This window comes from Microbacterium sp. NPDC058021, from assembly GCF_042885955.1.
GTDB lineage: Bacteria > Actinomycetota > Actinomycetes > Actinomycetales > Microbacteriaceae > Microbacterium.
The window spans coordinates 466823-481682 of sequence record NZ_JBHVRF010000004.1 but is presented as its reverse complement, the minus strand read 5'-3'; the positions used below and the strand labels follow the sequence as shown (position 1 = coordinate 481682).

11 protein-coding genes and 1 pseudogene are annotated in these 14860 nt (G+C 71.7%); 4 read left to right on the top strand and 8 right to left on the bottom strand.

Translation table 11 applies throughout. The features are described 5' to 3' along the window. Window positions 1–228, top strand: a pseudogene (locus ACFVR6_RS11335) (HNH endonuclease); the annotation flags it as partial. 63 nt (window positions 229–291) lie between these two features. Here ACFVR6_RS11335 and ACFVR6_RS11330 read toward each other — a convergent pair. The 6 genes from ACFVR6_RS11330 to ACFVR6_RS11305 are packed head-to-tail and all read right to left on the bottom strand — an operon-like array spanning window position 292 to window position 8049. Further along, window positions 292–984 (bottom strand): response regulator, encoded by a 693-nt coding sequence (locus ACFVR6_RS11330; RefSeq protein WP_386962839.1) that lies wholly within the window; start codon window positions 982–984, stop codon window positions 292–294. Next, window positions 981–3500, bottom strand: a complete 2520-nt coding sequence (locus ACFVR6_RS11325) for a DUF4118 domain-containing protein (RefSeq protein ID WP_386962836.1) — start codon at window positions 3498–3500, stop codon at window positions 981–983. Before ACFVR6_RS11325 ends, ACFVR6_RS11330 begins: the two co-directional genes overlap by 4 nt. 3 nt (window positions 3501–3503) lie before the next feature. After that, window positions 3504–4118, bottom strand: a complete 615-nt coding sequence (gene kdpC / locus ACFVR6_RS11320; protein ID WP_386962833.1) for a K(+)-transporting ATPase subunit C — start codon at window positions 4116–4118, stop codon at window positions 3504–3506. Window positions 4119–4137: 19 nt separating this feature from the next. Further along, window positions 4138–6285: a potassium-transporting ATPase subunit KdpB gene (gene kdpB, locus ACFVR6_RS11315; protein ID WP_386962830.1), complete on the bottom strand. Its 2148-nt coding sequence runs from the start codon at window positions 6283–6285 to the stop codon at window positions 4138–4140. Between the two features lies 1 nt (window position 6286). Beyond that, window positions 6287–7960, bottom strand: coding sequence for a potassium-transporting ATPase subunit KdpA (gene kdpA / locus ACFVR6_RS11310; protein WP_386962827.1), 1674 nt, complete (start codon window positions 7958–7960; stop codon window positions 6287–6289). After that, the gene (locus ACFVR6_RS11305; protein ID WP_386962824.1) at window positions 7960–8049 is read right to left on the bottom strand and encodes a potassium-transporting ATPase subunit F; all 90 of its coding nucleotides are present in this window, start codon (window positions 8047–8049) and stop codon (window positions 7960–7962) included. The genes kdpA and ACFVR6_RS11305 overlap by 1 nt, the downstream gene beginning before the upstream one ends. 315 nt (window positions 8050–8364) lie before the next feature. On the opposite strand from ACFVR6_RS11305, the gene ACFVR6_RS11300 reads away from it, so the two are divergent. The 3 genes from ACFVR6_RS11300 to ACFVR6_RS11290 are packed head-to-tail and all read left to right on the top strand — an operon-like array spanning window position 8365 to window position 11411. After that, on the top strand, window positions 8365–8979 hold the full coding sequence (locus tag ACFVR6_RS11300; RefSeq protein ID WP_386962821.1) for a hypothetical protein: 615 nt from the start codon (window positions 8365–8367) through the stop codon (window positions 8977–8979). Next, entirely contained in the window at window positions 8976–10823 is a 1848-nt protein-coding gene (locus ACFVR6_RS11295; protein WP_386962818.1) for a YhgE/Pip family protein, read from the top strand. The genes ACFVR6_RS11300 and ACFVR6_RS11295 overlap by 4 nt, the downstream gene beginning before the upstream one ends. A 45-nt stretch (window positions 10824–10868) precedes the next feature. Then, window positions 10869–11411, top strand: a complete 543-nt coding sequence (locus ACFVR6_RS11290) for a YaeQ family protein (RefSeq protein ID WP_386962815.1) — start codon at window positions 10869–10871, stop codon at window positions 11409–11411. An 11-nt stretch (window positions 11412–11422) separates the two neighbouring features. Here the strand turns inward: ACFVR6_RS11290 and ACFVR6_RS11285 are convergent, their stop codons facing one another. Together ACFVR6_RS11285 and ACFVR6_RS11280 are read right to left on the bottom strand one after the other, a co-directional pair. Beyond that, entirely contained in the window at window positions 11423–13855 is a 2433-nt protein-coding gene (locus ACFVR6_RS11285; RefSeq protein WP_386962812.1) for a helix-turn-helix transcriptional regulator, read from the bottom strand. 317 nt (window positions 13856–14172) lie between these two features. Then, window positions 14173–14814 carry a TetR/AcrR family transcriptional regulator gene (locus tag ACFVR6_RS11280; RefSeq protein ID WP_386962809.1) on the bottom strand — a complete coding sequence of 214 codons (642 nt, stop codon included), beginning with the start codon at window positions 14812–14814 and terminating at the stop codon, window positions 14173–14175. Between the last annotated feature and the right edge of the window lie 46 nt (window positions 14815–14860).

Sequence of the window (14860 nt, the reverse complement as noted above, 5' to 3'; positions counted from 1 at the left end):
ACCCACCTGTGCAACCTCGCCCACCTCTGCAAACGCCACCACACCCTGAAACACCACACCGCGTGGACCGTCACCCAACACCCCGACGGCACCCTTGAATGGACCAGCCCCACCGGCCGGCGCTACCTCGACATCCCCCACGGCGCCCTCGAATTCACCACCACCCCCGCGACCACCACCACGACCGCGACCGCCGCGACCGGCAGCGGGGCGCCACCACCCTTCTAACCACCACGCCCACCCGCCGACCGGCACCCACCCCGGACGGCGGGCCGCCGTGCGCGGGCAGGGTCAGGCGGGATGCAGGGCGAGCCGGTAGCCCATTCCGGCCTCGGTGATGAGGTAGCGGGGCGAGGCCGGGTCGGGTTCGAGCTTCTTGCGCAACTGCGACATGTAGAGACGGAGGTATCCGGTGTCGGCGACGTGCGTCGACCCCCAGATGCTGGTCAGCAGCGTCTGGCGTGTCACGAGCCGCCCCGGGTTGCGGATGAGCAGCTCCAGCACCTGCCACTCCGTCGGTGTGAGGCGGATGTGGTCGACGCCGCCGTCGCGGGGGCGGGTGACGTCGCGCGATGCCAGATCCACCGTGACGTCGCCGAGGGTGACGACGGGGTCGGGGGACTGCTGCGGAGTGCGACGCGTGAGCGCGCGGATGCGGGCGAGCAGCTCCTCCACCGAGAACGGCTTCGTCACGTAGTCGTCGGCACCGGCATCCAGCGCCTCGACCTTGTCCGCCGCGCCCGAGCGGCCCGACACGACGAGCACCGGCGCCTCCGACCAGCCCCGGATCGCCTGGATCACCGCGATGCCGTCGAAACCGGGCATCCCGAGGTCGATGAGGTACAGGTCGGGGTGGTGATCGATCGCCGCGGCGATCGCCGCGGACCCGTCCGTCGCCGTGAAGATCTCGTACCCCTTGGCCGTCAGGGTGATGCGCAGCGCGCGCAGGATCTGCGGATCGTCGTCGGCGATGAGGATCTTCACGGGCGCATGCTGCTTTCGGAGCGGGGGAGGTCTGCGGTCGAACCCGCTGCCGGCAGCGAGATCACCATCGTGAGCCCGCCACCGGGGGTGTCCTCCGGGGTGAGGCTTCCGCCCATCCCCTCGACGAACCCCTTCGACAGCGCGAGGCCGAGGCCGAGCCCCGTGGTGTTGTCGGTGTCGCCGAGACGCTGGAAGGGCACGAAGACATCATCGCGCCGTTCGGCGGGAATGCCCGGACCGTGGTCGACGATCCGGATCTCCACCGAGCGGGCGAACGTGCTCGTCGCGATGCGCACCTTCGTGCCGGTCGGGGCGTGGCGGAGGGCATTGGCGAGCAGATTCACCACGACGCGCTGCAGCAGCACGGCGTCGGCATCCACCGGCGGCACGGTGTCGTCGAGGTCCAGCTCGACCTGCTGCGGGTCGGCGCCGAGTTCTTCGAGGGCGGGGAGGATCGTGTCGGCGGGGTCGACGGCGGTCGTCGAGATCGCCAGCACCCCGGCCTGCAGCCTGCTCACATCCAGCAGGTCGGTCACGAGCGTGGCGAGCGTGCTGAGGCTCTCATCGGCCGTGGCGAGCAGCTCGTCGCGATCCTCCTCGGTCAACGCGTTGCGCGCCGCCCGCAGGCCGCTGACCGACGCGGTGGCGGCCGCCAGCGGCCGGCGGAGGTCATGGCTCAATGCCGACAGCAGGGCCGTGCGCACCCGGTCGGAGGCGGCGAGCGGTTCGACCTCGCTCGCCGCCACCTCCAGCGCATCGTGCTCGATCGCCGCCCCGAGCTGCGCCACGATCACCCCGAGCAGGCGCTGCTCGGATGCCTCGAGGTCGTGGCCGTGCAGTTCGAGTCGCCCGCGATCGCCCACCGGCACCGCGACGTGGTGTTCGTCGGTGACCGGCTCGCCGCTGCGGGCGACGATCTGGCCGTCGACGATCAGACGCACCCCGGCGAGCCCGAACGCCTCACGGGTGCGCTCGACGAGCGCCTGCAGCGCCCCCTGGCCGCGCAGCACGCTGCCGGCGACGGTCTGCAGCAGCTCCGACTCCGCCGCGGCGCGTCGGGCGGCGCGGGTCTGGCGGGCCGCGCGGTCGACGACGTAGCTGACGAGCACGGCATTGGCGATGTACAGCCCCAGGGCGACGAGATGCAGCGGGTCGCTGATGCTGATCGAGAACTGCGGCGCGATGAAGAAGTAGTCCAGCGTCAGCCCCGACAGCACGGCGGCGAACATCGCCGGCCACAGCCCGCCGACGAGGGCGACGACCACGACCAGCAGTTGGTAGGCGAGCACGTCGCTCGTGATCGACTCTTCGCTGCGGATCGACACGAGCAGCCACGTCAGCAGCGGGCCGCTCACCAGCGCCAGCGCGAAGCCGGCGATGCGCCGGCGCATGGTCAGTGCGCCGCCCATGCGGGGGAGGGGGAACTGCCCGCCCGCGGCGTCGTGGTTGACGATGTGCACGTCGATGTTGCCGGCCTCGCGGATGACCGTGGCCCCGATGCCGGGACCGGTCACGAGTGCGAGCAGCCGGCTGCGGCGGCTGACGCCGATGACCAGCTGGGTGGCGTTGACGGACTTCGCGAACTCGACCAGCGCCGCCGGCACGTCGTCGCCGACCACCTGGTGGAAGGTGCCGCCGAGCGTCTCGACCAGGGCGCGCTGCTGAGCGAGTGCCGCGGGGTTCGCGCCGCGCAGGCCGTCCTGGCTGGTCACGTGCACGGCGAGCAGCTCGCCGCCGGCCGAACGGGCGGCGATCCGCGCACCGCGGCGCAGCAGCGTCTCGCCCTCGGGCCCGCCGGTGAGGGTGACGACGACGCGCTCGCGGGCCTCCCACGTGCTGTCGATGCCCTGCTCGGCGCGGTAGTGCCGCAGCGCCTGGTCGACTTCGTCCGCCAGCCACAGCAGCGCGAGTTCGCGCAGCGCGGTGAGGTTTCCCAGGCGGAAGTAGTTCGACAGCGCGGCGTCGATGCGCTCGGCGGGGTAGACGAGCCCGCCCGCGAGCCGGTCGCGCAGCGCCTGCGGGGCGAGGTCGATGACCTCCACCTGGTCGGCCTTGCGCAGGATCGCGTCGGGGATGCTCTCGCGCTGCGGAGCGCCGGTGATCTGCTCCACGACGTCGTTGAGCGACTCGATGTGCTGGATGTTGACGGTGGAGATGACGTCGATGCCGGCATCCAGCAGCTCGTCCACGTCCTGCCACCGCTTGTCGTTGCGGGACCCGGGCGCGTTGGTGTGGGCGAGTTCGTCGACGAGGGCGACCAGCGGACGCCGCGCTATGACGGCATCCACGTCCATCTCGGTCAGTTCCACGCCGCGGTGCGCCACGGTGCGGCGGGGGAGGATCTCGAGCCCCTGGGTCATCGCCGACGTGGCGGCGCGGCCGTGGGTCTCCACGACCGCGACGACCACGTCCTTGCCTTCGCCGACCAGACGGGTGCCCTCTTCGAGCATCGTGTACGTCTTGCCGACGCCGGGAGCGGCGCCCAGCAGTACCCGCAACCGCCCCCGTGCGCCCATGCGTCAGCCCTCCAGCTCGTCCAGTGCCAGATTAAGCTCCAGGACGTTCACGGACGGCTCGCCGAGGAACCCGAGAGTGCGCCCGCTCGTGTGCGCCGCCACGAGATCGCGCACCTCGTCGGGGTCGAGACCGCGCTCGAAGGCCACGCGCTCGACCTGGATGCCGGCGTAGTCGGCACTGATGTGGGGGTCCAGCCCCGAGCCCGACGCGGTGACCGCATCGGCCGGCACATCGGCCTCGGCGACGCCGTTGAACTCGGCGACCAGCGCCGTGCGCTCGGCGATCGCGGCGACGAGGTCCTCGTTCTCGGGGCCGAGGTTCGAGCCGCTCGACGCGCCGCCGTCGTACCCGTCGCCGGCGGCGGAGGGCCGCGGCTGGAAGTACTCCGGCAGCGGTGCGCCGTCGGCGTCGGCGAACGACTGGCCGATCAGCGCCGAGCCGACGGGCTCGCCGTCGGCGTCACGCGCGATCGACCCGTTCGCCTGGGCGGGGAGGATCAGCTGCCCGACGCCCGTGATGACGAGCGTGTAGCCGACGCCCAGCAGCAGGGTGAAGACGGCCATGGCGCGCACCGCGACCCAGAGGGTACGGCCGGTGGAGCGGGTGGATGTGTTCATTTCTGTGACTCCTCAGGGCTCAGAACCCGGGGAACAGGCGCACGACGAGGTCGATGAGCCAGATTCCGATGAAGGGCGCGACGACGCCGCCGAGCCCGTAGACGAGCAGATTGCGCCCGAGGGTCTTCGAGGCGTCCTGCGGGCGGTACTTCACCCCGCGCAGCGCCAGCGGAACCAGCGCCACGATGATGATCGCGTTGAAGATGATCGCCGACAGCACGGCGGATGCCGGGGAGTGCAGCCCCATGATGTTCAGCGCCGCGAGGCCCGGGAACACCCCCATGAACATCGCCGGGATGATCGCGAAGTACTTCGCGAGGTCGTTCGCGATGGAGAAGGTGGTCAGCGCCCCGCGGGTGATCAGCAGCTGCTTGCCGATGCGCACGATGTCGATGAGCTTGGTCGGGTCGGAGTCGAGGTCGACCATGTTGCCGGCCTCCTTCGCCGCCGACGTGCCCGTGTTCATGGCGACCCCCACATCGGCCTGCGCGAGCGCCGGGGCGTCGTTGGTGCCGTCACCGGTCATCGCGACGAGGTTGCCGCCGGCCTGCTCGGTGCGGATGTAGGCGAGCTTGTCCTCGGGGGTGGCCTCGGCGAGGAAGTCGTCGACGCCGGCCTCCCGGGCGATGGCCGCGGCGGTCAGCGGGTTGTCGCCGGTGACCATGACGGTGCGGATGCCCATCGACCGCAGTTCGGCGAAGCGCTGGGTGAGTCCTTCCTTCACGATGTCCTTCAGGTGCACGACGCCGAGGACGCGGCCCTCTCCGTCGGCGGTGCGGGTGGCGACGACGAGCGGGGTGCCGCCGGAGCGCGCGATGCGTTCGGTGTGCTCGTCGAGCTCGGCCCGTACGCCGTCCGGCAGGCGGCGCCCCTCCGACTCGAGCCAGCCGGTGACGGCGGAGCCGGCGCCCTTGCGGATGAGGGTGCCGTCGGGCAGGTCCAGGCCCGACATGCGCGTCTGCGCCGTGAACGGCACGATGTCGCCCGCGGCCGAGCCTCCCACCGTCACGCCCTCGTGCGCGGCGAGGTTCACGATCGAGACGCCCTCGGGGGTGGGATCGGCCAGCGACGACTGCGCGGCCGCGCGGATGAGCTCCTGCCCGGGCACCCCCGTCATGGGGACGAACGCCGCCGCCCGACGGTTGCCGTACGTGATGGTGCCGGTCTTGTCCAGCAGCAGCGTCGTGACATCGCCCGCCGCCTCGACGGCCCGGCCGGACATCGCCAGCACGTTGCGCTGCACCAGTCGGTCCATGCCCGCGATGCCGATCGCCGAGAGGAGCGCCCCGATCGTGGTGGGGATGAGGCACACCAGCAGCGCGATCAGCACCGTGATGCTCACGGGGGCGGCGGCATACGACGCGATCGGGTTCAACGTCAGCGCGACGACGACGAAGATGATCGACAGCGACGCCAGCAGGATCGACAGCGCGACCTCGTTGGGGGTCTTCTGCCGGGCGGCACCCTCGACGAGCGCGATCATCCGGTCCACGAACGTCTCGCCGGGTTTGGAGGTGATGCGCACCACGATGCGGTCCGACAGCACGCGGGTGCCGCCGGTCACGGCCGAGCGGTCGCCGCCGGATTCGCGGATGACGGGGGCGGACTCGCCCGTGATCGCCGACTCGTCGACCGAGGCGATGCCCCAGACGATGTCCCCGTCGCCGGGGATGAGCTCGCCGGCCGAGACGACCACCGTGTCACCCAGGCGCAGATCCGATGACGGCACATCGGTCGTCGCGGTGCCGTCGGCGGCCGGGTCGCCGGCCGCATCGTACGCCGTGACCCGGTGGGCGGTCGTGCTCGTGCGGGTCTGGCGCAGCGTCTCGGCCTGCGCCTTGCCGCGGCCTTCGGCCACCGACTCGGCGAGGTTCGCGAACAGCACCGTCAGCCACAGCCAGACGGCGATCGCCCAGGTGAAGGATGCCGGCACGGCAGTGCCGCCCGAGTCGGCGGGGCCGCCGAGGAACGGTTCCGCGACCGCCAGGGTCGTGGTCAGCGCGGCGCCGACCCAGACGATGAACATGACGGGGTTGCGCCATTGCCGGCGCGGATCGAGTTTGCGGAAGGCGCCCGGGAGGGCCGCCCCCAGCTGCGCCCAGGAGAACGCGCCGCGGGTGGGGGCGGTGCGCTGCGCTTGCGGTGTCGGAGCGGTGAGTGTGGACATGTCAGACGAGCCCTTCAGCCAGGGGACCCAGCGTGAGAACGGGGAAGAAGGTCAGTGCGGTCAGCAACACGGCCACGACCGTGAGCATCCCGACGAATTGGGGACGATGCGTCGGCAGGGTTCCGCTGGTGGCCGGAACGGTGTCCTGCGCGGCGAAGGAGCCGGCCAGCGCGAGCACGAACACGATCGGCAGGAACCGGCCGAGCAGGATCGTCACCCCCAGTGCCGTGTTCAGCCACGGCGTGTTGGCGGTGAGTCCGGCGAAGGCGGAGCCGTTGTTGTTGGCGGCCGAGACGAAGGCGTACAGCACCTCGGACATGCCGTGCACACCGGGGTTCCAGATCGAGACATCCTCGATCTCCTCCCGCACGCCCGGCAGCGCGAAGCTCAGTGCCGTGCCGGTGAGCACGAGGGTCGGCATGACGAGGATGTACAGCGCGGCGAGCTTGATCTCCCGCGGGCCGATCTTCTTGCCGAGGTACTCCGGTGTGCGTCCGATGAGCAGGCCCGAGATGAACACCGCGACGATCGCGAGGACGAGCAGGCCATACAGGCCCGAGCCGACACCGCCGGGCGTCACCTCGCCCAGCATCATGTTCAGCATCGGCATCATGCCGCCCAGCGCCGTGTACGAGTCGTGCATCGAGTTCACCGCGCCGGTGGAGGTGCCCGTGCTCGTCGTGGCGAACAGGGTCGACCCGATGATGCCGAAACGCTGCTCCTTGCCCTCCATGGCGCTGCCGGCGAGCTGGGGGGCGGCGCCCTGGCCGGCGGATTCGAGGGCGGTCAGGATCGTGAACGACAGCGTGAACAGCACGCCCATGACCGCGAGGACCGCGTAGCCCTGGCGATTGTCGCCGACCAGGCGGCCGAACGTGCGCGGCAGAGCGAAGGGGATCACCAGCATCAGCAGCACCTGGAAGACGTTCGTCCAGGCGGTCGGGTTCTCGAACGGGTGCGCGGAGTTGGCGTTGAAGAACCCGCCGCCGTTCGTGCCGAGCAGCTTGATCGCCTCTTGCGAGGCGGTCGGACCGCCGGGGATCGACTGCACGGCGCCGGAGAGCGTGGAGACCTCGGTGAAGCCGTTGAAGTTCTGCACGACGCCGCCGATCGCCAGCACGATCGCGGCGAGGGTGGCCAGGGGCAGCAGGATGCGGAGGATGCCGCGCGTCAGGTCGACCCAGAAGTTGCCGATCGTGCCCGAACGGCGGGAGGCGAGCCCGCGCACGAGGGCGATGGCCACAGCCATGCCGACGGCGGCCGAGGTGAAGTTCTGCACCGCGAGACCGGCCATCTGCACCGTGTACCCCAGCGTCAGCTCCGGTGAGTACGACTGCCAGTTGGTGTTGCCCACGAACGAGGCGGCCGTGTTGAACGACAGGTGCTCACTCGGGGCGGGAAGTCCGAGCGAATAGGGAAGCCACTGCTGCAGGCGCTGCAGGCCGTAGACGATGAGCAGGCCCACCGCCGAGAAGGCGAGGAGGCCCCGGAGGTAGGCCTGCCACGTCTGCTCCGCCCGGGGATCGACGCCGATGACCTTGTACAGGCCCCGCTCCACCGCCCCGTCGCTGCGCGAGGTGTACACCCACGCCATGTAGTCGCCGAGCGGGCGGTAGAGCACCGCCAGGACGACGGCGACGGAGCCGAGCGCGAGGATCGCGTACAGCCACCCCATCAGAACCGCTCCGGTTTCACGAGGGCCAGCAGCAGGTAGACGATGGCGGCAACGCCCAGCACGACGGCGAGAAGCTCGAAGACGATCACAGCTTCTCCACCGCCTTGCCCAGCAGGCCGACGATCACGAACAGGGCGATCACGCCGAGCACGTAGACGAGGTCGAGCACGGAAGACTCCATTTCGGAGGGCAGCGGCATACGGGTGAATGCCGGGCGTCCGACGGGACGCATCCCCGATCCAACTCCCGGCCGGCTGCCGCGACGACGGTCCTCACGGAACCCATACGGGTGCGCCGGGAAACCTCACGGTTCTCCTACGCGCGGCAAGGGGTGGACGTACCCGCATCCGGCCTGAAGACTCGGGGACCACGGCGGGACACCGTCGGCGCGGGAGGGCGGGGCCATGAAGATCGAGCTGCACGACGTGAGCAAGGGCCGCGACGGCGAGTCCCTTCCGGCCATCAGCTTCGACTACGAGACCGGGCGCGCCACGTTCGTCCGTGCCGAGACGATGCAGCGTCCCACGGTGCTCGGGCTCATCGCCTCGGGGCGGATGCGCCCGGACTCGGGCAGCATCCGCATCGACGGCGAGGCCGACGATGCCGGTATCCGCCGCCGGGTCGCGCTCGTCGACGCCCCCGACATCTCGGAGCCGGCGTCGCGGGTCACCGTCGCCGGCGTCACCGCCGAGGAGCTCATGTTCGCCGGCCGCTCGGCCGGCCACCGTGCCGTGCGCGCCTGGCTGCGCGACCAGAGCCTCGCGCATATCGCGCGCCTGCCGATCGTCAACGTCGCGCCCCGCGATCGCATCGAGCTGCTCACCGAGCTGGCCCTGCTGCGGCCGGGAGTCGAGGGGCTCGTGCTGGTCGCCCCCGACCGGCACGGCGGTCCGCCGTTGCAGTGGTGGCGCCAGGGTCAGGCGATCGCCGAGCGCGGATTCGCCATGCTCATGATCGCGGGAGACGCGTCGGCCACCGTGATCGAAGCCGCCACCGCCGACCCGGGGCGTGCGGCGTGAACGGCCCGTCGCTGCCGGTGCCGCGCCTCAAGGTGCCGCACATGATCGCCGCCGAGCTGCGGCGACTGACCTCCACCCGGCTGTCCACCCTCGCCCTCCTCGCGCTGGTCATCGTGCCGATCCTGTACGGCGGCCTCTACCTCTGGGCCAACCAGGATCCCTACGCCAAGCTCTCCGACATCCCCGTCGCCCTCGTCGTCGAAGACACCGGCGTGCCCGCCGAAGGCGACACCGCCGCACGCAACATCGGCGACGAGGTCGCCACCGAGCTGCTCAAGCGCGGCGACTTCGACTGGCATCGGGTGTCCGACCAGGCGGCGCAGCGCGGTCTGGAGGACAACCGGTACGACTTCGCCATCATCCTGCCGGCCGACTTCTCCGCCGCGCTCACCTCCGTCTCCGGCGACGACCCGCGCCAGGCGGAGATCGTCCTGGAGACCTACGACGCCAACAGCTACCTGGCCAGCACCATCGGCTCGCAGGCGGTGGAGCGCATCCGCTCGACCGTCGCGCAGGAGGTCGGTCAGGAGGCGGCATCCACTCTGCTGGATTCCATCTCCACCATCCGCGGCAAGATCGTCGAGGCCGGCGAAGGCGCCGCCGAACTCGCCGCCGGCACCGTCGAGCTCGCCGACGGCACGGTGCGGCTCGTCGAGGGCGCCGCGAGCGCCGTCACGGGAGCCGCAGAGCTGGAAAGCGGGTCGGCGACGCTCGCCGACGGCGCCGCCCGCGTGGCCGGTGGGAACGCCGAGGTGGCCGCAGCCGCCGACCGTGTCGCGGGTGTGGTCAACCAGCTCACCGCCGACCTGCCCGCGGCGCGCGCCGCGATCACCGCCGATCTCCTCGCGCTGGGCCTGGATCCCCCGACCATCGACGCCGTGCTCACCCGGCTCGACGCCGTCGGGGCAGGCATCCGGGCGGGCGATCAGCGCGTGCAGGAGGTCGTCGGACAGATCGACGAGCTCGCTTCCGGCAGCCGCGAGGTCGCCGACGGCGCGGTGACGCTGCGCGACGGGCTCGCCACCCTGCAGTCGGGGCTCGGCACCCTCTCGGACGGCGCCGGCACGCTCCGTGACGGCGCGGCCAGCCTGTCGTCGGGCAGTGCGACGCTGCGCGATGCGCTCCAGAGCGGGGCGGCGGAGATCCCCGACAGCAGCGCGGACCTGCGGCAGTCGCAGGCGCGCACCATCGCCGATCCCATCAAGCTCGAGACCGACGGGGTCGCGCAGGCGGCCAACTACGGCGCCGGGCTCGCGCCGTTCTTCGGCGCGCTCGCGGGATGGATCGGCATCTACGCGCTCTTCCTCATCGTCAAGCCCATCTCCCGCCGCGCCGTCGCGGCGCTGCATTCCCCGGTGCGCATCACGCTCGCCGGCTGGCTGACCCCGGGGATGTTCGGGCTCATCCAGATGAGCCTGCTGTTCCTGGTGCTCCTGTTCGCGCTCGATTTCCCGATGGTCTATCCGCTGGGGACCCTCGGCATCATGATGCTCGCCTCCCTCACCTACACCGCGATCATCCTGGCGCTGAACGTCTGGTGGGGAGAGGTGGGCCAATTCCTGGGGCTCGTGCTGATGGTGCTGCAACTGGTGACGGCGGGCGGCACCTTCCCCTGGCAGACGCTGCCGGGACCCCTCGCGGTGCTGCACAACCTCTTGCCCATGAGTTATGTCGTCGACGGCATGCGCCAGTTCATGTACGGCGGGGATCTCTCGCGCACGATCACCGACGCCACCGTGCTGCTGTGCTGGCTGGTCGCCGGGTTCCTGTTCACGGCCATCGCCGTCACCCGCAAGACCCGCTACCGCACGCTCGGGGATCTCGAGCCCAGCATCCTCGCCTGACGCCGTGGCGCGGGGGCGCGCGCAGCGCGCGTAGGCTCGTTCGTTATGGCCGCAGGCGCAGTGATCCACACCTTCACGGTGCAGTTGGCCGACGTCGACCGCGGCGTCTACGACGAGCTGGCGCTGCGCGTCGCGCGGCATCCATCCGAGACCGACGCGTTCATGATGACGCGGGTGCTGGCCTACTGCCTGGAGTACGAGGAGGGCATCGCCTTCAGCGAGGGCATCTCGGCCACCGACGAGCCGGCGCTCGTCGTGCGCGACCTCACCGGTCGCGTGACCGCTTGGATCGAAGTGGGCGCACCGGATGCCGCGCGCCTGCACTACGGCAGTAAGCTCGCCGACCGCACCACCGTCTACACCCACCGCGACCCGCAGAAGCTGCTCGCCGCGTGGGCGGGCAAGACCATCCATCGCGCCGATGCGATCCCGCTGCACAGCTTCGATCCGGGGTTCGTCGACGCCGCCGCCGCGGCGGTGCAGCGCCGCAACACCGCGACGCTGTCGGTCACCGAGGGGCAGGTCTACTTCGACCTCAACGGCGTCTCGCTGACCACCGAGATCCACGAGCACACCCTCGCCGCGTAGCGGCCCCCGCCTCAGCCCGCGTGCGGGCCGTCGCGCAGTGCGGTCTTGCCGTAGATGCGGTTGATGTGCCCCTCGACGGTGCGCTTGGACAGCTGCAGCGTCTCCGCGATCTCCGCGTTGCCGAGCCCCTGGCTCATGAGGTCCGCGACCTGACGCTCCCGCTTCGTCAGCAGCGGCATCACCGCGGCGGATTCGGTGTCGAGCCCGCGCGCGTGTACGGCCGCGGCCGCCACAAGACGCACGGCCGTCCCGTGGAGCGAGGAGCCGGGGGCGAGCTGGTCGCGCGCGAGCGCGGCGGCGGCATGCGCGATGGCGTACTGACCGGCCGCCGCGGCCGTGCGACTGACCAGCAGCGCGTCGCGCGGGTGCTGCGAGAGCACGGCGGCGGCGAGCGAGCGGGTCAGCAGTGGCACGGGGCCGGTCACCGCGAGGGCGCTCGCGAACTCGCACATCGCCCGGTGGCGGCGGATGACGCCGGTCGCGGCGCCCCGCATCGCGGCGCCGATCAGCCCCTCCGCGGCCAGGGCGCGGCACTGGGCGAGCGCCTCGTCGTGCTCGCCCAGGGCGCTCAGCGTCCCGGCGACCGTCGCGCGGATCTCGGGTCCCGTGGGCGAGTTGGTGACGCCCGCCAGCGATGTCAGACGCGTCAGCTGCGCACGCGCCCCCTCGGCATGCGAATCGAGTGCCAGGGCGTGGGCGTACAGCGACGCGGCGCGGGGCAGGTAGTCCTCGGGGCCGTCGCGCTCGAGGGACTTCACCGCGTCGTGGCCCGCCGCCACGGCGGCCGGGACGTCGCCGACGTTGAGGGCGACCTCGACATCGGCGAGGCGGCGCATGCCGGGGGCGATGAGGACCAGCCGATTGGCATCCACCGCGGTGAACCACGCGGTCTCCCGTGCCAGCGCGACCACTCCTTCGCCGTGCAGCACGATCGTGAACCGCGCCGCGAGATGCTCCTCCACCACCCAGTCGCTGTGCGGTGCGGTCTCGGCCTGGCGGTCCAGGCGTCCGAGCACCACCAGTGCCTCGTCGCTGCGGCCGAGCGCATCCAGCGCGATCGCATGGAAGGCCTCGAGGCGGCGGCCGAGGGGGCCCGGCGGGGCGTGGACGAGGGTGCGGTACGCCGCGACGGCATCTTGGAAGCGTCCCGCGTACGACAGGTGCAGGACCGTCAGAGCGTCCAGGGTGATGCGGCGGGGGAGATCGTGGTCGGCCCGCCAGTGGGCGCGGGCCGCATCGAACAGCGCCAGTGCGGCATCGGGCGAGCGTTCCCGGTAGTGGATGAGGTCGGCGCGCGCGGCGACGATCTCGAGCGCGATCATCGCGTCGCGTTCGCGGTCCTCCGCCGACGCCGGCGGGTCTGCGCCGATGAGCGTAGCGGCTTCGGTGAGACTCGCCTCCGCTTCCCCGAGTCGCTCGAGCATCCGCAGGCACTGGGCGCGCACGAGCAGCAGGTGCGCGCGCAGGGCGGGGGATGCCGACGGCCGCGTCAGGGCGATGTCGGCCACCCGCACGCCGGCGGCGTAGTCGTGCACGGCGAATGCCGCTTTGACGGCGCAGACGGCATCCGCGGTCGACACCTCCCGCCCCTGAGTCAGTGCCCAGGCGGCGAAGGCGGGGAGGCGCCCCGCCGCACCCGGCAGCCGGCCGATCGCCCGGTAGCCGTCGTCGCGCTGCTCAGGGGCGGCCTCGCGACGCAGCGCCTCGGCCAGCAGGGGCGGGTGCACGACGACGGGTCGTTCGCCGGCGCCGTCCGCGCGCAGCAGGCCCCGTCGCACGAGTTCCCGCACCGTGCCGGGGTCGTGCAGCAGGGCCAGGTCGTCGATCGTGACCAGCGGCTCGAGTGCGACCGTGTGCAGGGGCGAGGTCCCGGTGTCCGCGACCCATCGCGCGGGGTCGGCGTCGATCGCCTCCAGTGCGTCGCGCACCGGGAGGGTCATGTGCGCCTGCCCGCGGGAGATATGGATGAGTCCGCGCCGATCCAGTTCGTCGTACGCGGCCCGGAGCGCGGCGAGGTTGCCGTGCGAGCTGCGCCAGAGGGCCTCGACCAGGCGCGCCGTCGGCGGGTGCCCGATCGCCGCGGTCACGACGTCGGCCGCCTCGACCCGCGTGAGGGCGGCGAGCTGCACGACGTCGGTGCGCTCGGCCAGAAACGCCGCGAGGTCATCGGCAAGCGGCACGCCGATGCGCGCGGATGCCACCACGATCGTGTCGGGCGGGGCGGCCGGCCGTCGCCCGCCCTCGGCGCGATCGACGTCGTCCAGCCGCATCACGACGTGACCGCCGATGCGCAGCTGGGTGGCGATGTCGGAGGCGAACCGGGAGGCACCGTCACCGGGAGCGCTCAATACGAGCACACCGCGCTGCGCGCGGGCGCACTCGTCGACCTGGTGGGCGACCTGCGTCGCGCGCAGGGGGGTGCGCACGCGTTGCCACATCGTCATTCTTTTCCCTCGGGTCGGGAAGGGCCGGACCGGCCCGCGCACAAAACCAGGTGCGATGCACCCGAGTCTGGCAGATCCCGCGGCGTCAGGATGAAGGAGTCGTCACCTGGGGGTGACCACGTCTTCTGGGGATAGAAGGGTCAGACAACGACATGCTGGGATACGACGCGCGCGCGAGCGCGCACTGGGGAGAACCGCGACGGCGTCGGCGGGACAGGATGGCGGCCTTCGGGTCGTCGGTCGTCTTCGTCTTCGGCGCATTCGCGACCGGCGGAGGCATGGCGCTGTCCAGCGCCTACTTCGCCTGAACGCGCGCCTCAGCGCGGAGCCAGCAGGCCGTCGATGATCGTGTCGACGGCCTGCTGCGCGTGATGCCACAGCAGGTCGCGGGGGAGTGCGCGCAGCGGTCCGCGCAGTGCGAGCAGGGCGAACCCGTGCACCGTCGACCAGCACGGCCACTCGGCGCCCTCCCGTGCTGCGGCGGGCAGATCGCCCTCGGCGACGAGATCGTCGAGCACCTCGACGAGCGTCGCGAGCGGCGCGGGGAGCGATGCGGGATCCACATCGCTCGGCAGCGCCGTGGCCGACCCGAACGCGACGTCGAACCAGCCGGGCTCCGCCAGGGCGAAGCCGACGTATCCGAGCCCCACCGCGCGCAGGCGGGCGCGGGCCGAGGGGGTCTCCGCCCCGCCCGCCCGGGCATCCTCGACCGTGCGCATTCGGTCGGCGACCTGCTGCTGGATGCGCAGGGCGATCGCTGCGACGAGGGCGTCGCGGTCGGCGAAGTGGCGGTACACCGCGGTGGGGGCCACCCCCACCCGGCGGGCGACCTCGCGCACGGTCACCGCGTCCGGCCCGCCGTGCCGCGTGAGCTGCAGGCCCTCCTCGAGCAGCGCGTTGGCCAGGTCGCCGTGGTGGTAGCCGGACCTGGCTGCGCGGGTGACCGGTTCAGACGGCATCCTTGACTCTCCCCGGTCGATGTGTACCCTGTGAACATAGCATGTG

What these genes read in the sequence shown, in the direction of transcription:
- ACFVR6_RS11325 (WP_386962836.1), bottom strand. Translation starts at nt 3,500, where the DNA reads ATGGGCGCACGGGGGCGGTTGCGGGTACTGCTGGGCGCCGCTCCCGGC.
- kdpC (WP_386962833.1), bottom strand. Translation starts at nt 4,118, where the DNA reads ATGAACACATCCACCCGCTCCACCGGCCGTACCCTCTGGGTCGCGGTG.
- kdpB (WP_386962830.1), bottom strand. Translation starts at nt 6,285, where the DNA reads ATGTCCACACTCACCGCTCCGACACCGCAAGCGCAGCGCACCGCCCCC.
- kdpA (WP_386962827.1), bottom strand. Translation starts at nt 7,960, where the DNA reads ATGGGGTGGCTGTACGCGATCCTCGCGCTCGGCTCCGTCGCCGTCGTC.
- ACFVR6_RS11300 (WP_386962821.1), top strand. Translation starts at nt 8,365, where the DNA reads ATGAAGATCGAGCTGCACGACGTGAGCAAGGGCCGCGACGGCGAGTCC.
- ACFVR6_RS11290 (WP_386962815.1), top strand. Translation starts at nt 10,869, where the DNA reads ATGGCCGCAGGCGCAGTGATCCACACCTTCACGGTGCAGTTGGCCGAC.
- ACFVR6_RS11285 (WP_386962812.1), bottom strand. Translation starts at nt 13,855, where the DNA reads ATGACGATGTGGCAACGCGTGCGCACCCCCCTGCGCGCGACGCAGGTC.
- ACFVR6_RS11280 (WP_386962809.1), bottom strand. Translation starts at nt 14,814, where the DNA reads ATGCCGTCTGAACCGGTCACCCGCGCAGCCAGGTCCGGCTACCACCAC.